Here is a 17,957-nt window from a genome sequence, read left to right on the forward strand (position 1 = left end):
CGTCCCACGCAAGGAGAGCCACCAGCCCATGGCCACGCTTCTGTACCGGCTCGGCCGGATCTCGTTCCTCCACCCGTGGCGCGTCGTCGCCGCGTGGATCCTCGTCCTCGGCATCCTGCTGGGCGGCGGCCTCGCGCTCGGCGGCAAGACCCAGGAGTCGTTCTCGATCCCGGGCACCGAGTCGCAGGAGGCCATCGACCGGCTCGCCGCCGTGTTCCCGCAGGCCGCGGGCGCGAGCGCGCAGATCGTGACCGAGTCACCGGCCGGGCAGAAGGTCACCGACGACGGCCCGAAGGCCGCCATCGACGCCACCGCGACGGCGGCGGGCGAGGTGCAGGGCGTCGCGACGGCGCTGTCCCCGTTCTCCGAGTACGCGACCGACGCGGTCTCCGACGACGGCACCGTGGCGATCACGACCGTGCAGTTCTCCGGCCAGAGCGACCAGGTGACGCCCGCGACGCTCGACGCGCTGAAGGAGTCGGCGCAGGCCGCGACGGACGCGGGCCTCACGGTCTCGTTCGGCGGCCAGGTGTTCCAGGACGTCCACTACGGCGTCACAGTCACCGAGGCGTTCGGCGTGCTGTTCGCGGGCCTCGTGCTCGTGCTCACGTTCGGGTCGATGCTCGCGGCCGGCCTGCCGCTCATCGGCGCGCTCGTCGGCGTCGCGGCCTCTGCGGGCGCGCTCATGGCCGCCTCGAAGTTCGTCACGGTCTCGAGCGCGTCGCCGCTGCTGGCGGTGATGATCGGCCTCGCGGTCGGCATCGACTACGCCCTCTTCATCCTCATGCGGCACCGCACGCAGCTCGCCAACGGCATGCCCGTCGAGCGCTCGGCGGCGACCGCGGTGGCCACCGCTGGAAGCGCCGTGATCTTCGCGGGCGTGACGGTGATCATCGCGCTGCTCGGGCTGCTCGTCGTGCAGATCCCGTTCCTCACGGTGATGGGCCTCGGGGCGGCGTTCGCGGTGCTGCTCGCGATGGGCGTCGCGACGACGCTGCTGCCCGCGATGCTCGGCTTCGCGGGGGAGCGGCTCCGGCCGAAGGAGGGCTCGCGGGCCGCGCGCCGCGCGAAGGCGCAGGCCGAGGGGACGCAGCGCACGCTCGGCGCGCGCTGGGTGAAGGTCGTCACGAAGGTGCCGATCATCCCCGTCGTGATCGTCGTCGGGATCGCCGGCCTCCTCGCCGTGCCCGCGTCGCAGCTGCAGCTGGGGCTGCCGAGCGGGGCGACCCAGCCCGCCGGATCCACCAGCCGCGTCGCGTACGACACCGTCTCGGACGCGTTCGGCCCCGGCCACAACGGCCCGCTCGTCGTGCTCGTCGACATCACGCAGACCACGGACCCGATCGGGGTGCTGGGGAGGATCGGCGACGAGATCCGAGGACTCGACGACGTGGCCTTCGTCGGCACCGGCACGCCGAACCCGTCGGTCGACACCGCGATCATCCAGGTCGTGCCGGACAGCCCGCCCGAGTCGGCGGAGACGACGGCGCTCATGCAGTCGATCCGCGACCTCGCGCCCGGCCTGCAGGACCGCTACGACACGCGCGTCTCCGTCACGGGCACGACGGCCGTGCAGAACGACATCTCGCAGCGGCTCGACCAGGCGCTCGTGCCGTTCGGCATCGTGGTGGTGGGGCTGTCGATCCTCCTGCTGATGATCGTGTTCCGCTCGATCTTCGTGCCCGTGAAGGCCGCGGTCGGCTTCCTGCTGAGCGTCGTCGTGTCCTTCGGCACCGTGGTGCTGATCTTCCAGCAGGGCCTCTTCGCGGACGCGCTGGGCGTGACGCCCGGCCCGATCCTCAGCTTCATGCCGATCCTGCTCATGGCGATCCTGTTCGGCCTCGCCATGGACTACGAGGTGTTCCTCGTCTCCGGCATGCGCGAGGACTTCGTGCACCACGGGGACGCCAAGCGCGCGATCGTCACGGGCTTCTCGGGCGCCGCGCGGGTGGTCACGGCCGCCGCGCTCATCATGTTCTTCGTCTTCGCGGCGTTCGTGCCGGAGGGCGCGGGCGTCATCAAGACCATCGCGCTCGGCCTCGCCGTCGGCATCTTCTTCGACGCCTTCCTCGTGCGCATGACCCTCGTGCCCGCCGCCATGGCGCTGCTCGGGAAGCGGGCGTGGTGGATCCCGCGCTGGCTGGACCGCATCCTCCCGGACGTCGACATCGAGGGCGAGGGCCTCCGCGAGCACCAGGACGACGTCGACTGGGCCCACGCGTCCGGCGCGTCCGTCGCGGCGGAGCGGCTCGTCGTGGGCGTCCCGGGACGCAGGCTCCTGCCCGTCGACCTGAGCGCCCCGGCCGGATCCCTCGTGCTCGTCGAGGGCGCGGTGGCCGACCGACGCCTCCTCGGCGCCACGCTGGGCGCCCGGCTCGCGCCGCTGTCCGGCCGCGCGCACGTCGCCGGCCACCCGCTCGCCTCCGAGGCCGGCCGCGTGCTCACGAGCGTCGCGATGGCCGACCTCGGCCGCGTCGACCGGGTCGACTCCGGCGTCACGGTCGGAGACCTGCTGGCCGAGCGCATCGACCTGTCCGAGCCGATGGGACGCCGCCGCGGCGCCCGGGCGCGCCAGGCCGAGTGGTGGGAACGCATCGACCAGGCGGCCGACGCGGCGGGAGCCCGGCGCATCGGCGCCGACGACCCCGTGGGATCGCTCCTGCCGCTCGAGCGCGCCATCGCCCTGACCGCCGTCGCCGCCGCGGGACGCGCGCCCGTGCTCGTGCTCGACGTGGTGGATCCGTTCCCGGACGCCGCCGCCGAGCGCGCGTTCCTCGCCGCCCTGCCCGCGCTCGTCCACGAGAGCACGACCGTCCTGCTGGGCGCGCCGTGGTTCCCGGACGAGCACGGGATCCCGGGCAGGCCCACCGTGCGCCTCCGCCTCGTCGCCGGCGACGCGCCTGCGCCCGCTCTCGACGCCGACGCCGATGAGCGCCCCGACATCGACCAGCCCGTCACGACCGGCAAGGAGACCCGCCGATGACCACCCGCTCCGCACGCCGACGGCTCGCCGTCGCCCTCGTCGCGATCGTGCCCCTCGCGGTCGCCGGCCTCTTCATCGGCTCGCTCTCGGACGTCGCGAAGGGCGTCGAGCGGGTGCCCGCCGCCATCGTCAACCAGGACGAGATCGTGCAGCAGAAGGCCCAGGACGGCACCGAGTCGCCCGTGCTCGCCGGACGCCTGCTCGTCACGCAGCTGACCAGCGACGACAACCAGGCCTTCGACTGGACCATCACCAACGCCGACGAGGCCCAGAGGATGCTCGACGACGGCGAGGTCTACGCGGTGCTCACGGTGCCGAAGGACTTCTCCTCCTCGATCGTGTCGCTGTCGACGGACGCCCCGAAGCGCGCCGAGATCAGCGTGAAGACGGACGACGCGCACGGCTACCTGACGGGCGCGGCCACCCAGGCCGTCGGCGTCGGCATGACGAGCGTGTTCGGCAACGCCATCACGTCGCAGTTCGTCTCCGGCATCTACACGACCTTCGGCGGCCTCAAGGGGTCGCTGACGGATGCGGGAACGGGCGCCGACAAGCTCGCCGACGGGGCCACGCAGCTCTCGACGGGCGCGACCGCGCTCGGCGACGGGATCACGAAGCTCGGCGACGGCGTCGGGCAGTCCCAGCAGGGCGCGTCGAAGCTCGCGGACGGCCTGGGCGCCTACACGGGCGGCGTCTCGCAGCTCTCCTCCGGGCTCGACCGGCTGCAGACCGGGGCGGCCGGGCTCTCGCAGGTGTCCGACGGCGTCGGGCAGTACGCGGGCGGGGCCGGGCAGATCGCGGCGCAGGTGGCCGGGCTCCGACAGCAGCTCGCCGCGAACCCGCAGAGCGCGCCCATCGCGGCGCAGCTCGAGCCGCTCGAGCAGGGCCTCGACCAGTACGCGGCACAGGGGCAGACCCTCGCGACGCAGGCGGCCGCCGGGATCCAGGGCGTCCAGCAGGGCATCGGCCAGAGCGCTTCGGGCGCGTCGCAGCTCGCGGCCAACGGCGGCGCGCTGGTCTCCGGCGCGCGCCAGCTCAGCGACGGCCTCGGCCAGCTGCGCACCGGCACGACCTCGGCGGCGACGGGCGCGGGCGACCTCGCCACGGGTGCCGACGGGCTGGCGTCCGGCGCGACCGAGCTGGGCTCCGGCCTCACCGAGGGCGCCGAGCAGATCCCGTCGCTCGACGCCGACCAGGCGTCCTCCGCCTCGGGCGTCGTCGCGGATCCCGTCGGCCTCACGGTCGAGCGCGAGAACGAGATCGGCAGCCCGGGCGACGCGATCGCCGCGATCTTCGTGCCGATCGGCCTCTGGCTCGGCGCGTTCGCGACCTTCCTCGTGCTGCGCCCGGCCGCTCGACGCCTCCTCGCGTCCTCGGCCGCGACCGGCCGCGTGATGGGGCGCGTGCTCGCGCGCGCCGCCCTCATCGCGCTCGCCCAGGTGGTGCTGCTCGTCGCGCTCGTGCACGCCGCGCTCGGGCTGTCCCTCGCGCTGCTGCCCGCGACGCTCGGGTTCGCGGCCGTCACGGCGGCGGCCTTCACGGCGATCCACTACCTGCTCCGGCAGGCGTTCGGGCGCGCGGGGCTCGTGGTGTCGCTGATCCTGCTGGCCATCCAGGCCGCGGCGATGGGCGGGGTGATCCCGCTGCAGCTCGTGGCCGCGCCGTTCCAGGCGATCAGCCCGTTCCTGCCGCTCACCTACGCGGCGTCGGGCATGCAGGCGATCATCGCGGGCGGCGCCCCGGGCGTGGCGTGGGGCGCGGCGGGCGCGCTCGCGCTCTTCCTGCTGCTGAGCCTCGCGGTGTCGTACCTCGTGACGCGGCGCTCGCGCCGCGCGAAGAGCCTCGGGCTCGTGCCCGGGACGGCGCCGTCCTCGGTCGCCGTCGCCGTCTGACGATCCGCCCGGCGGCCGCACCGCGTCGGCCGGTCGCCGGGTGGATCCGTCCACAGCGCGTCCCGTGCGCGACCTCGAGCCCGTAGTGTCCTGAGAACCATTCTCAGAAAGCGGGCACCATGCGCATCCCCTCCCTCCTCGTCGCCGGCGTCGCCGCCCTCGGCCTCCTCGCGGGCTCGCTCGCGGCACCCGCCCCTGCAGCGGAGGCGGCCCCGCGCGCCCGCTGGCTGCTCGTGGCCGACCCCGCCGCGCACGCCGTCTCGGTCGCCGAGGCCTCGACGGGGCGCATCACGGGCTCTCTTCCCGGGGCCGTCCTCGGCACGCACGCCGGCGTGATCCAGATGGGCCACGGCCGGGTGGCCTTCGTGGACGAGGCCGGGCCGCGGCTCGACGTCGTCGATATCGGCTCGTCGTCCGTCCCGCGCATCGCCTCATCCACGCCGATCCCGGCGGTCGCCGGCGCGTGGACGCGCGCGGGATGGATCTCGGACGACCCCGGCCACCGCTTCGTCGCGGTCGGCTCGGACATCGACGGATCCACCACGCAGCAGGTCACGGTCGTGGACACCCGCAGGCTGCTGGCGCGCACCGCGACCATCCGCACGAGCGAGGTGACCCTCGCCACGACGGGGGAGCGCGGCACCGAGGAGATGGAGACGTTCCTCGTCGGATCGCCGCTCCGGCTCGTCGTGACCGCGGGCGGTCGCCTCGACTCCTACGACGTGTCGGCGATCCTCGGCGGCGACACCGCGCCGGCGCCCGTGACGACGACCCCGCTCGGCGCGTACCCGCACGGCCCGGTCGCGGATGCGCGGGGCACCGTGATCGGCTCGACGCTGCATGACGGGATCGAGACGGTGCCGCTCACCCGCGGCGGCTTCGGCGCGTCCGTCTCCCGGCCCTACCCCGAGCCCGCCGTGCAGAGCTACCGCCCGCGCATGGCGCCCGACGGCGAGACGGCCGTGGGCACGCAGACCGGCACCGGGCCGGGCGCGCCCACGCTGCTGACGTCGTCGTCGATGCGCGGCGCCGGCGTCGTGAGCGTCGCGCTCGGCTCCGGCGCGTCGACGCGCGCGGTCGTGACCCCTGGCTACGCGGCCGCGGTCGTGACGGCCGGCGGCGTGGACACGCTGTCCCTCGTCGCCCGCGGACGCGCCGGCCTGTACGACGGCGCGATCACGTCGGTGCGGCTGCCCGCCCTCGGACAGACGCAGGGCGCCGGATCCGCCGCGCGGTTCCTCGCCGCGTCCGACGACGGATCCGAGCTGTTCCTGTCCCGCGCGGGCACGGGGTCCGTCCTCGAGATCGACGTCTCCGGCACGACGGCGACGGTGCGCGGCACGATCGCCGTGCCGTCCGCGCTCGCCGACGGCGGCTACCTCGCCACGGTGGATCCGCACCAGCGGCCCTACGACCTCAGCGGGCGCTGACCGCGGGATCGCGACCGCGCACGACGAGGGCCGCCCGGATGCCCGGGCGGCCCTCGCCGTGCGTCGTGCGCGAGCCGCTACAGCGCGAGCGCGATGCGCCCGCTGAACACGCGCGTCACGGGCGCCGCGGCCAGCACCTCGCCGAGGCGCGCGGTGCCCTCGGGCGTGGCACGCCAGGCGACGTACGCGTCGTGGTCGGCGGTGGACGCCCACTGCTCCACGACGACCATGCGGGCGGGGTCGGCGTCGTCGACGAGGACCTCGAGGCCCTCGTTGCCCGCGAAGGCGCGCGTGGCCTGCAGGGTCTCGGCGAGGACGTCGGCGACGTCGGCCAGGCGGCTCTCGTCGACCTGGATCTCGAGGTGCACGGTGGTGCTCATGGTGTCTCCGGTCCCGACGTCGGGCGGGCTGGGCCTGGCGCGACGTCGATCATGTGCGGGGGACGTTCCCCTGCCCCATCCAACCCCTCGCGGGTGCGCGGCACTCCCGGCGGGCACGCGCGGGCGTGTCGGCGAGGGCGGGAGGCGCGGACGCCCGATCGGGACGCCCGACGGATCACCGGTCGCGACGGAGCGCGGTGCGGAGCCGCTGGTACCCGGACACCACGGGCGGCGCGACGGGCGTCTTCTCGGGCGCGGTGTCGAGCCGGAGCTGCCGCTGCGCGAACTCGCGCGTCTCGATGAGCATGGCGAGCCGCTGCTCCTCGGTCTTGGCCTTGCGGGTGTTGACCTCGGCGACGACGCCGCCCTGCCAGCCCTGCTCCGCGAGCCAGCGCAGCGTCTCGGCGACGGGCTGCGTGCCGCGGCCGGGGAGGAGGTGCTCGTCGAGGATCCGGCCGTCGTCCTGCGAGCCGGATCCGTCGCACAGGTGCACGTGGCGCAGGCGCGGGCCGAGGGCCTTGGCCATCTCGAGGGCGTCCTGGCCGGAGAGCGAGGCGTGCGAGAAGTCGAGGGTGGTGGCGTCGCAGTCCATGTCGCGCGGATCCCAGCCCGGCGCGTACGCCTTCATGCTGCGGCCGGCGACCTGCCACGGGAACATGTTCTCGACGGCGATCTCGACGCCCGTCTCCGTCTGGACGGAGCGGACGATCTCGAGGAACGACTCCGCGTAGCCGGCCTGCCAGCGGAACGGCGGGTGCACCACGACGGCGGGCGCGCCGACCGCGCGCGCGAGCTCGGCGGACCGCTCCAGCTTCACCTTCGGGTCGCGGCCCCACACGAAGTGGGTGAGCAGCAGCACGGGAGCGTGGACGGAGAGGATCGGCAGGCCGTGCTTCTCCGACAGGGCGCGGAGCGCGTCGGCGTCCTGGGTGACCTCGTCGTTCGTCACCATGATCTCGACGCCGTCGAAGCCGGCGCGCTTGGCCATCACGAAGGCGTTCTCGACGGGCTGGGGGTACACGCAGGTCGTGCTCATGCCTACTCGGATCACGTCGGCGACCCTACCTGCCGGCCCTGTGCCCGCGGGGTACGCGGGTGGTCCGGCGCGTGTCGGGTGCGCGACGCGGACAGCGGCGGTCGGCATGCTGGATGCGACGGGAGGGCGGCCGGGGCGCCGCCCGCGAGGCGAGGGAGCGGGCATGGCGGCTGCGGGATCGGACGGGCACGGTGGCGCGGAGGCGTTCCGGAAGGAGCGGCCGGATGCGCCGCGCGGCTTCTTCGAGGCCGAGGCGGCCGGGCTCGCGTGGCTGGCGGAGGCGGAGCCCGCCGGGGGAGCGCGGGTGGTGCGGGTGATCCACGTCGCGCCGGGCCGCATCGACCTCGAGCGGCTCGCGCCCGCCCGGCCGACGCGCCAGGCAGCTCGCGCGCTCGGCACGGCGCTCGCCGTCACGCACGACGCGGGCGCGCCCGCGTTCGGCTCGCCGCCCGCCGGGCTCGACGGCCCGGCCTTCATCGGGCGGCAGCCGCTGTCGGTGCGCGACGCGGCCGTCGAGGAGGACGGCGCGGGGGAGGGCTGGGGCGCCTGGTACGCCCGCGAGCGCGTGCTGCCGTACCTCCGCCGCGCGGTCGACGCGGGCGGCGTCACCTCGGCCCAGGCGGCCGACGTGGAGCGCGCGTGCGACGTCGCCGCCGATGGCCGGTTCGACGACCAGGTCCCGCCCGCTCGGATCCACGGCGACCTCTGGGCGGGCAACGTGCAGTGGACGGACGCCGGCGCGGTCCTCATCGACCCGGCCGCGCACGGCGGCCACCGCGAGACCGACCTCGCGATGCTCGCGCTCTTCGGCTGCCCCGGCCTCGACGACCTCCTCGGCGCCTACGCGGACACCGGATCCCTCGCGCCGGGGTGGCGGGGACGCGTGCCGCTGCACCAGCTGCATCCGCTCGCCGTCCACGCCGCCTCGCACGGCCCGGCGTACGGCGACGCGCTGCACGACGCGGCCCGCGCGGTGCTCCGGATGTGACGCGGGCGGACGCGCGACCCCCGGTCAGACGCGGGTGAGGCTGGTAGCCTCGATCCACCGAGCAGGTACCACAGAGCTCTGCGCAACCGAGACGGGAACCGTGACTCCGCCACCCTCATCCACGCCCTCCGCGACCGAGCCGACCACGGCCGGCGCGCATGACGGCGCCGACGTCGAGCCCGGCGCATACGACCTCGTCGTCGTGTCGAACCGCCTCCCCGTCGACCGCGTCGTCGCCGCCGACGGCACCACCTCCTGGCGGCACTCGCCCGGCGGCCTGGTCACCGCGCTCGAGCCCGTCATGCGCGCCAACGAGGGCGCGTGGGTCGGCTGGCCGGGCATCGCCGACCACGACGTGGAGCCGTTCGTCGACGACGGCATCTCGATCATCCCCGTCACCCTCACCGAGCAGGACCTCGCCGAGTACTACGAGGGATTCTCGAACGACACGCTGTGGCCGCTCTACCACGACGTCATCGCGCAGCCGAGCTACCACCGCGAGTGGTGGGACACCTACGTGAAGGTCAACCAGCGCTTCGCCGACGCGGCCGCCGAGGCCGCCGCGCCCGGTGCCACCGTGTGGGTGCAGGACTACCAGCTCCAGCTCGTGCCGAAGATGCTGCGCGAGCAGCGGCCGGACCTCACCATCGGCTTCTTCAACCACATCCCGTTCCCGCCCTACGGCATCTACTCGCAGCTGCCGTGGCGCACGCAGATCATCGAGGGGCTGCTCGGCGCCGACGTCATCGGCTTCCAGCGCGTGGCCGACGCGGGGAACTTCACGCGCGCGGTCCGGCGGCTGTTCGGGTACACGACCCGCGGATCCACCGTCGACGTGCCCGTGCGCGGCGGCATCCCGCTCACCGTCCCCGGCACCAAGCCGTCCAAGCCCGTGCGCGAGCTCCGCACCCGCCAGGTCGTCGCGAAGCACTACCCGATCTCGATCGACGCGCGCAGCTACGAGGAGATGGCCAAGGACCCGGCCGTCCAGGAGCGCGCCCGCCAGATCCGGGCCGACCTCGGCGACCCGAAGACGATCCTCCTGGGCGTCGACCGCCTGGACTACACGAAGGGCATCGGCCACCGTCTCAAGGCCTTCGGCGAGCTCCTCGCCGACGGCCGCGTGAAGGTGGAGGACGCCACGCTCGTGCAGGTCGCGAGCCCCAGCCGCGAGCGCGTGGAGACGTACAAGCAGCTGCGCGACGAGATCGAGCTCACGGTCGGGCGCATCAACGGCGACTACGGCTCCATCAGCCACACGGCCATCAGCTACCTGCACCACGGGTACCCGAAGGAGGAGATGGTGGCGCTGTGCCTCGCGGCCGACGTCATGCTCGTCACCGCGCTCCGCGACGGAATGAACCTGGTCGCGAAGGAGTACGTGGCCACCAAGCACTCGGACGAGGGCGTGCTGGTGCTCAGCGAGTTCGCGGGCGCCGCCGACGAGCTGAAGGCAGCTCTCCTCGTGAACCCGCACGACATCGAGGGCCTCAAGGAGGCGATCCTCCGCGCCATCGAGATGCCGAAGACCGAGCAGCGCAAGCGCATGCGGTCGCTCCGCAAGCGCGTGTTCGAGAACGACGTGGCGGCCTGGTCGAGCTCCTTCCTCGCCGACCTCGGGCGCACGCACGCCGCCTCGATCCACGAGGGCCCCGACGAAGAGGTCGTCGAGCCCCTCATGGACGAGGGCTGGTAGCGCGCGTGGCCGAGCTGACCACCGACATCCAGGCCAAGGGAGGCCGCGGCTTCCCCGGCCGCCTGTTCGAGGCGCTCACCGAGCTCGCGCGCACGCCGCGCCTGCTCGTCGCGCTCGACTTCGACGGCACGCTCGCGCCCGAGGTCGACGATCCCGAGAAGGCGCGCGCGGTCCCCGAGGCCCGCGCGGCGGTGCTCGCGCTGCTGGCCCTGCCGGAGACGCGCGTCGCGCTCGTCTCGGGCCGCGCGCTGCGGAGCCTCGAGGCCGTGGCCGACCTCCCGGACGACGTGCTGCTCGTCGGGTCGCACGGGGTGGAGATCCGCCTCGACACCGACGACATCGAGCTCACCCTCGACGAGGGAGAGCTCGCCCAGCGCGGCGTGCTCTCCGACGTGCTCGGCCAGGTCGCCGACTCGCTCGACGAGGTGTGGATCGAGGAGAAGCCCGCGGGCTTCGCGCTCCACACGCGCCTCGCCACGGAGAGGCACAGCCGCATCGCGCACCTCGTCGCCACGCAGGAGGCGCACGCCGAGGTCGAGGGCCTCAAGGTGCGCTCCGGCAAGGACGTGCTGGAGTTCAGCGTCCGGCACGCCACCAAGGGCGAGGCGGTCGAGCACCTGCGCAGGTACGCGGAGGCGACGGCCGTCTTCTACGCGGGCGACGACGTCACCGACGAGGACGCGTTCGCCGCGCTCCAGGCCGGCGACCTCGGGCTCAAGAGCGGCACGGGCGCGACGGCCGCGGACTTCCGCGTCGACGGCCCGCACGACGTCGCGCGGGTGCTGCAGGTGCTCGCGGACCTCCGCGCCGAGCCGGTCGTCCATCCCGACTGAGGCGGGCGCCCGGTCTCTCAGGTAGGGCTCAGGTAGACTGGGGAAATAGCCGACTCGCGAGAGGAGACCGCACGTGATCGTCCTCCTCGCGGTGTTCCTCCTCGCCTCCGTCGCCATCCCGCTCCTCGCTCGCGTGATGGGAGTGCGCGCGTTCGTCGTGGCCGCGCTCGTGCCGGCCGCCGCCTTCGTCTACACGGTCGCGCAGGCGCCCGCGGTCCTCCCCGACGGCGAGGTCGTCGAGCGCGTGGAGTGGATCCCGTCGCTCGGCATCACGCTCGACATGCGGATGGATGCGCTGTCCTGGCTGCTGGCGCTCGTCGTCACGGGCGTCGGCGCGCTCGTGCTCCTCTACTGCGCGCGCTACTTCCGCTCCAACGAGGAGGGGCTCGGTCGGTTCGCCGGTCTGCTCGTCGCGTTCGCGGGCGTCATGTTCGGGCTCGTCCTCGCCGACGACGTGTTCGTGCTCTTCACCTTCTGGGAGGCCACGAGCGTCCTCTCCTACCTCCTCATCGGGCACTACACGGGCAAGAAGGCGAGCCGCGGCGCCGCGCTGCAGGCGCTCCTCGTCACCACGGCGGGCGGGCTCGCCATGCTCGTGGGCCTCGTGATCCTCTCGGTCACCGGCGGCACCACCAGCCTCGCCGCGCTCGTGGCGGATCCGCCCGGCGGCCGGCTGATCCCCGTCGCCGTCGTGCTGATCCTCCTGGGCGCTCTCTCGAAGTCCGCCCTCGTGCCCTTCCACTTCTGGCTGCCCGCCGCGATGGCCGCGCCGACCCCGGTGAGCGCGTACCTGCACGCCGCCGCGATGGTGAAGGCCGGCATCTACCTCATCGCCCGTCTCGCGCCCGGGTACGCCGACGTGCCCGGCTGGCGGGTCCTGCTCGTCGCGCTCGGCGTCGCGACGATGCTCGTCGGCGGCTGGCGCGCGCTCAAGCAGATGGACCTCAAGCTCGTCCTCGCGTACGGCACGGTCAGCCAGCTCGGCTTCCTCACCGTCGTGGTCGGCTACGGCACGCGGGACGCCGCGCTCGCGGGCGTCGCCCTGCTGCTCGCGCACGCGCTGTTCAAGGCGACGCTCTTCCTCGTCGTCGGCGTGGTGGACCACCGGGCAGGCACGCGCGACCTGCGCAAGATCAGCGGGCTCGGCCGGAAGGCGCCGGTGCTCGCTGTCATCGCGGCCCTGGCGCTCGCGTCGATGGCCGGGCTCCCGCCGTTCCTCGGCTTCGTCGCGAAGGAGGCGGTGCTCACGGCGCTCCTCACCGACGCCGAGCTCGGCGGCGGGCTCGGCTGGGTCGCGCTCGTCGGCGTCTCCGTCGGCTCCTGCCTCACCGTCGCGTACAGCGCGCGCTTCATGTGGGGCGCGTTCGCCCGCAAGCGCGGGGTCGACGAGGTCCAGCCCGTGCACGAGCACCTCGACTTCCTGGTGCCGCCGGCCGTGCTGGCCGCGACCGGCCTCGTGCTCGGCTTCCTCGCCTCGTCCGTCGACGGGTGGATCGCCGGCTACGCCGACACGCTGCCGGCCGTGAGCGCGGGCGCCGCGGGGGAGCCCGACCACACGTACCACCTGGCGCTCTGGCACGGGCTCGAGCCGGCGCTCCTCATCTCCGCGGGCACGCTCGTCGTGGGCCTCGCCATGTTCCGCCTGCGCGACGGCGTCTTCGCGCTGCAGTCGCGCGTGCCGTCCTGGATCGATGCGGCCCGCATCTACTGGGCCTCCATGCGCCTGATCGACCGGGTCGCCGCGCGGACCACGGCCACCACCCAGCGCGGATCCCTGCCGTTCTACCTCGGCGTGATCCTCCTGGTGCTCATCGGCTCGGTCGGGTCGGCGCTCGCGCTCAACCGGTCGTGGCCCACCACCGCGGTGCCGTTCGACCACCCCGCGCAGCCCGTCATCGGCATCGTGATGATCGTCGCCGCCATCGCCGCGGCCCGCGCCGGCAAGCGCTTCCAGGCCGTCGTGCTCGTGGGCGTCACGGGCTACGGGATGGCCGCGCTCTTCGCCCTGCACGGCGCGCCCGACCTCGCGCTCACGCAGGTGCTCATCGAGACGATCACGCTGGTCGCCTTCGTCCTCGTGCTCCGCCGGCTGCCCGTGCGGCTGGGGGAGCGGAACCGCTCGGTGCACCCCGTGTGGCGGGCGGCCATCGGCATCGCGGTCGCGGCGCTGATGTCCACGGTCGCCGTCGTCGCGCTCGGCGCCCGCGTCGCGACGCCCATCTCGCTCGAGTTCCCGCGCCTCGCCTACGAGCAGGGCCACGGCAGCAACGTCGTCAACGTCACGCTGGTGGACCTCCGCGGCTGGGACACCATGGGCGAGATCTCGGTGCTCATCGTCGCGGCCACGGGCGTCGCGAGCCTCATCTTCCTCAACCGGCGCACCGACTCGCTGCCGCGGCTGACGGCGCCGTCGCGTCGGAGCCTCATCGCGCGGCTCACGGGACGCCACGACCCGCAGGAGCCCCAGGCGCCGCTCGAGGTCGAGGCCGGCGCCGACGGCCCGCGCATGGACGCGCGCGAGGCCGTCAAGGACTCGCGCCGCGACCAGCGCAGCCCCTGGCTCCTCGCCGGCCGGACGCTCGCGCCGCAGAACCGGTCGATCCTCCTCGAGGTCGTCGTCCGCCTCCTCTTCCACAGCCTCATCGTCGTGTCCGTGTACCTGCTCTTCTCCGGCCACAACCTGCCGGGCGGCGGATTCGCGGGCGGGCTCCTCGCGGGCATGGCGCTCGTCGCGCGCTACCTCGCGGGCGGACGCTACGAGCTCGGCGCCGCGGCCCCGGTGGACGCCGGTCGCGTCCTCGGCACAGGCCTCGTCTTCGCGGTCGGCACGGCGATCGTCCCGCTCGTCTTCGGTGCGGACGCCCTCACCTCCACGTGGATCGACACCGAGGTGCCCTTCGTCGGCCACGTCGAGTTCGTCACGAGCACCTTCTTCGACGTCGGCGTCTACCTCGTCGTGGTCGGCCTCACGCTCGACGTGCTCCGCAGCCTCGGCGCGGAGGTCGATCGCCAGGAGGAGAGCGACCGGACGGTCGAGCAGGGCGCGGACGGCATGGAGACCGAGCAGGGGGTGAGCGTGTGAGCGTCTCCGTCACCCTCATCGTGATCATGGCCGCGCTGTACGCCACGGGCATCTACCTCATGCTCGAGCGCAGCATGACGCGCGTGCTCCTCGGCTTCCTGCTGGTGGGCAACGCGACCAACATCCTCATCCTCATCATGTCCGGCCGCGTGGGCCTCGCGCCGATCTACGATCCGGACGTGGATCCGTCGGAGTACGCCGACCCGCTGCCGCAGGCCCTCATCCTCACGGCGATCGTCATCACCTTCGGCGTCTCGGCCTTCCTCATGGCGCTCATCTACCGCTCCTGGCGGCTGGCGAACGCGGACGTGGTGACGGACGACGAGGACGACCTCGCGATGCGCGGCCCCCGCACGGGCCTCGGCGAGGAGCCCACCGTCCCCGACGACGACGACACCGAGTTCGGCACCAACGCCGAGGCCGCCATCGCGTCCGCCCGCAAGCTCCGCGACAACCGATCCGACCTGGAAGAGGCCATCGACGACTCCGCCGACGACGACGACGACCGCGACTTCCGCACGAAGCGCGCCGAGAAGGACCAGGGGGAGGGCCGATGACGATCTTCCAGACGCTCATCCCGCTGGTCGTGCTCGTGCCCCTGCTGGGGGCGGCCGCCGCCCTCGTCGCCGCGCGCCAGCGCCGCCTGCAGGTCGCGGTGTCGGTGCTCGCGCTCCTCGTGGTCGTCGTCATCAGCGGCGTGCTGCTCGTGCTGGTGGACCAGCAGGGCGGCCAGTCCGTCGAGGTCGGCGGGTGGGCGGCGCCCTTCGGCATCGTGCTCGTGGTCGACCGGCTGTCGGCGCTCATGCTGCTGATCTCGTCGATCGTGCTGCTCGCCGTGCTCATGTTCTCGATCGGCCAGGGCCTCGAGGACGGCGACGGCGAGACGCCGGTGTCCATCTACAACCCGACCTACCTGATCCTCGCGGCCGGCGTCTTCAACGCCTTCGTCGCGGGCGACCTCTTCAACCTCTACGTCGGGTTCGAGATCCTGCTCGTGGCGAGCTACGTGCTGCTGACGCTCGGCGGCACCGAGGCGCGCATCCGGGCGGGCGTCACGTACATCGTCGTGAGCCTCGTCTCGTCGATGCTGTTCCTCGCGTCCATCGCGATGATCTACGGCGCCCTCGGCACGGTGAACATCGCGCAGATCTCGGTGCGGCTCGACGAGATCCCGCCGGACGTGCAGCTGATCCTGCACATCATGCTGCTGGTCGCGTTCGGCATCAAGGCGGCCGTCTTCCCGCTGTCGTTCTGGCTGCCCGACTCCTACCCGACGGCGCCCGCGCCCGTCACCGCGGTCTTCGCCGGGCTCCTCACCAAGGTCGGCGTCTACGCCATCCTCCGCACCGAGACGGTCATGTTCCCCACCGACCAGCTCTCCACGGCGCTCATGGTCGTGGCCGCGCTGACGATGGTCATCGGCATCCTCGGCGCGGTCGCGCAGGCGGACATCAAGAGGCTGCTCTCGTTCACGCTCGTGAGCCACATCGGCTACATGATCTTCGGCATCGCGCTCAACACCGTGGCCGGCATGACGGCGACCATCTACTACGTGATCCACCACATCGTCGTGCAGACGACGCTGTTCCTCGCCTCCGGGCTCATCGAGCGCACGGGCGGCAGCACCTCCATCAACAAGCTCGGCGGGCTGCTCAAGGCCGCGCCCGTGATGGCGATCCTGTTCTTCATCCCCGCGCTCAACCTCGGCGGCATCCCGCCGTTCTCGGGCTTCATCGGCAAGGTCGCGCTGTTCGACTCCGGCGCCGAGGTCGGCGGCTGGCTCACCTACACGGTCATCGCGGCGGGCGCCGCCACGAGCCTCCTCACCCTCTACGCCCTCGCCCGCGTCTGGAACATGGCGTTCTGGCGCGGCGCCGAGGAGGTCGAGGACTACGAGTCGCCCCTGCTCGACCAGCTCTCCGAGCGGCCGGGCGGCGAGGCGACGACCACCGTGCGGAAGACGCCCGTGCTCATGACGGGCGCGACGGCCGGCATGGTCCTGGTCAGCGTCGCGCTCACCGTCTTCGCGGGTCCCGTGTACGCCCTCGCCGAGCGCGCGGGGGAGAGCCTCACCGGTCCCGGATCCGGCAACGGCTCCGGCGAGCTCGGCTACGTCGAGACCGTGTTCCCCGGGGGCATCCGATGACCCCGCGTCGCGCCCGGGCCCGCGCCGAGCGGCTCTCCCTCCTCGTGCAGCTGCCGCTCCTCGTCTGGCTCGTGATCCTCTGGCTGCTGCTCTGGGGGCACATCACCGTCATCTCCGTGGTCACCGGCATCGTGCTCGCGCTCCTCGTGACGCGCGTGTTCTACCTGCCGCCCGTGGAGCTGTCGGGCCGATTCGACATCCGCTGGGCCCTGATCCTGCTCGGGCACTTCGCGGTGGACCTCGTGCGCGCCTCCTTCCAGGTCGCGGCGCAGGCGTTCGACTGGCGTCGCGTGCCCGTCAACTCGGTCATCGCGGTGCACCTGCACACCCGCAGCGACTTCGTCATGACGCTCACGGCCGAGGTCGTGTCGCTCGTCCCGGGCTCGATCGTCGTCGAGGCCGACCGCGAGCGCTCGATCCTCTACCTCCACGCCCTCGGGACCCCTACCCCGGAGGACGTCGAGCGCGTGCGCGAGACGACCCTGAAGGTGGAGAGCCGCATCGTCTACACGCTCGGCACGGCCGACGACATCTGGCGCGTGAACCGCGAGCGGCGCGAGACCGGCCGCGAGCCGCTGCTGCAGACCCGCGGGCAGCGCGCCCACGAGCTGGTGCGCGACCGCGACCTCGAGGCCGGGCTCATCACCACCACGGGGGAGGAGCTCTCATGAGCATCGTGATGCAGGTCGGCTGGGTCGTCGTCGGCGCCCTCTTCTTCTCCACCGCGGCGATGGCGCTCGTGCGCATCGTGCGCGGCCCGAGCATCCTCGACCGGATCATCGCGTCCGACGTGCTGCTCACCACGCTCATCTGCGTGCTCGGCGCCGAGATGATCTTCAACGGCCACACCCGCACGGTCCCCGTGATGCTCGTGCTCGCCATGACCGCGTTCCTCGCCACGGTCGCCGTCGCCCGCTACGTCTCGAAGCAGGACCCGTCGTGAACGGCATCCTCGCGGACGGTCCGCTCGCCGACGCCCTCGACGTCGTGAGCCTCGTGCTCCTCATCCTCGGCGGCGTGCTGTCGGTCGCCGCGGGCGTGGGGCTCCTCCGCTTCCCGGATCCGCTCGCCCGCATGCACGCGGCGACCAAGCCGCAGATCCTCGGCGTGATCCTCGTGCTGCTCGCGCTCGCCCTCCAGTCGCAGAGCCTCAGCACGGTCGCGATGCTCGTCCCCGTGCTGCTCTTCCAGATGCTGACGGCGCCGATCTCCGCGCACATGGTCGGCCGCGCCGGCTACCGCCTCCGCCACTTCCTCCGCGAGGACCTCCTGGTCGACGAGCTGGAGGAGGCGATCGACCGGGCGCACGACGAGCTGCGCGCGGCCGACGAGGTGGACGCGTCGACGCTGCCGGTCGGATCCGCCGAGAACATCGCCGCGGAGGAGGCCGGCCACGTCGCCGGAGGGGCGGGGCCGCGCGACGCGGACGAGGGGAGCACGCCCCCGGGCATCGGCTGAACGGACCGGGTCCGCGGATCCCCCAGGGGCCGG

General features: G+C 73.3%; 14 protein-coding genes. 12 read left to right on the plus strand and 2 right to left on the minus strand.

The window, feature by feature from the left end; all coding sequences use genetic code 11:
- The first annotated feature begins 28 nt into the window (after positions 1-28).
- The 3 genes from KYT88_RS05595 (at position 29) to KYT88_RS05605 (ending at position 6,305) form a co-directional block, all read left to right on the plus strand.
- Positions 29-2,983, plus strand: coding sequence for an MMPL family transporter (locus tag KYT88_RS05595; protein ID WP_043587751.1), 2,955 nt, complete (start codon positions 29-31; stop codon positions 2,981-2,983).
- Positions 2,980-4,875: a YhgE/Pip family protein gene (locus tag KYT88_RS05600; protein WP_043587750.1), complete on the plus strand. Its 1,896-nt coding sequence runs from the start codon at positions 2,980-2,982 to the stop codon at positions 4,873-4,875. The genes KYT88_RS05595 and KYT88_RS05600 overlap by 4 nt, the downstream gene beginning before the upstream one ends.
- 119 nt (positions 4,876-4,994) lie before the next feature.
- Complete coding sequence (locus tag KYT88_RS05605; protein ID WP_043587748.1) at positions 4,995-6,305, plus strand: hypothetical protein; 1,311 nt, start codon at positions 4,995-4,997, stop codon at positions 6,303-6,305.
- Positions 6,306-6,382: 77 nt separating this feature from the next.
- Here the strand turns inward: KYT88_RS05605 and KYT88_RS05610 are convergent, their stop codons facing one another.
- Together KYT88_RS05610 and KYT88_RS05615 are read right to left on the minus strand one after the other, a co-directional pair.
- Positions 6,383-6,685: a putative quinol monooxygenase gene (locus KYT88_RS05610; RefSeq protein ID WP_043587747.1), complete on the minus strand. Its 303-nt coding sequence runs from the start codon at positions 6,683-6,685 to the stop codon at positions 6,383-6,385.
- Positions 6,686-6,860: 175 nt separating this feature from the next.
- Positions 6,861-7,736, minus strand: a complete 876-nt coding sequence (locus KYT88_RS05615; RefSeq protein WP_043587745.1) for a sugar phosphate isomerase/epimerase family protein — start codon at positions 7,734-7,736, stop codon at positions 6,861-6,863.
- A gap of 148 nt (positions 7,737-7,884) precedes the next feature.
- On the opposite strand from KYT88_RS05615, the gene KYT88_RS05620 reads away from it, so the two are divergent.
- The 9 genes from KYT88_RS05620 to mnhG all read left to right on the plus strand — a co-directional run bounded on the left by KYT88_RS05620 (position 7,885) and on the right by mnhG (position 17,924).
- A complete protein-coding gene (locus tag KYT88_RS05620; RefSeq protein ID WP_043587743.1) occupies positions 7,885-8,709 on the plus strand; it encodes a fructosamine kinase family protein in 825 nt (274 codons plus the stop codon).
- Positions 8,710-8,809: 100 nt separating this feature from the next.
- A complete protein-coding gene (otsA, locus tag KYT88_RS05625) occupies positions 8,810-10,405 on the plus strand; it encodes an alpha,alpha-trehalose-phosphate synthase (UDP-forming) (RefSeq protein ID WP_043587741.1) in 1,596 nt (531 codons plus the stop codon).
- Between the two features lie 5 nt (positions 10,406-10,410).
- A complete protein-coding gene (gene otsB / locus KYT88_RS05630) occupies positions 10,411-11,238 on the plus strand; it encodes a trehalose-phosphatase (protein WP_043587739.1) in 828 nt (275 codons plus the stop codon).
- A gap of 73 nt (positions 11,239-11,311) precedes the next feature.
- On the plus strand, positions 11,312-14,320 hold the full coding sequence (locus KYT88_RS05635; RefSeq protein ID WP_043587738.1) for a Na+/H+ antiporter subunit A: 3,009 nt from the start codon (positions 11,312-11,314) through the stop codon (positions 14,318-14,320).
- On the plus strand, positions 14,317-14,877 hold the full coding sequence (locus KYT88_RS05640; RefSeq protein ID WP_043587735.1) for a Na(+)/H(+) antiporter subunit C: 561 nt from the start codon (positions 14,317-14,319) through the stop codon (positions 14,875-14,877). Before KYT88_RS05635 ends, KYT88_RS05640 begins: the two co-directional genes overlap by 4 nt.
- Positions 14,874-16,466, plus strand: coding sequence for a Na+/H+ antiporter subunit D (locus KYT88_RS05645; protein ID WP_043587733.1), 1,593 nt, complete (start codon positions 14,874-14,876; stop codon positions 16,464-16,466). The genes KYT88_RS05640 and KYT88_RS05645 overlap by 4 nt, the downstream gene beginning before the upstream one ends.
- The gene (locus KYT88_RS05650; protein ID WP_043587732.1) at positions 16,463-17,137 is read left to right on the plus strand and encodes a Na+/H+ antiporter subunit E; all 675 of its coding nucleotides are present in this window, start codon (positions 16,463-16,465) and stop codon (positions 17,135-17,137) included. Before KYT88_RS05645 ends, KYT88_RS05650 begins: the two co-directional genes overlap by 4 nt.
- Complete coding sequence (locus KYT88_RS05655) at positions 17,134-17,409, plus strand: MrpF/PhaF family protein (protein ID WP_012037777.1); 276 nt, start codon at positions 17,134-17,136, stop codon at positions 17,407-17,409. Before KYT88_RS05650 ends, KYT88_RS05655 begins: the two co-directional genes overlap by 4 nt.
- Positions 17,406-17,924 carry a monovalent cation/H(+) antiporter subunit G gene (gene mnhG, locus KYT88_RS05660; RefSeq protein ID WP_051629401.1) on the plus strand — a complete coding sequence of 173 codons (519 nt, stop codon included), beginning with the start codon at positions 17,406-17,408 and terminating at the stop codon, positions 17,922-17,924. Before KYT88_RS05655 ends, mnhG begins: the two co-directional genes overlap by 4 nt.
- The last annotated feature ends 33 nt before the right edge of the window (positions 17,925-17,957 follow it).

Origin of the sequence: Clavibacter sp. A6099, assembly GCF_021919125.1 — a bacterium.
Classification (GTDB): domain Bacteria; phylum Actinomycetota; class Actinomycetes; order Actinomycetales; family Microbacteriaceae; genus Clavibacter; species Clavibacter seminis.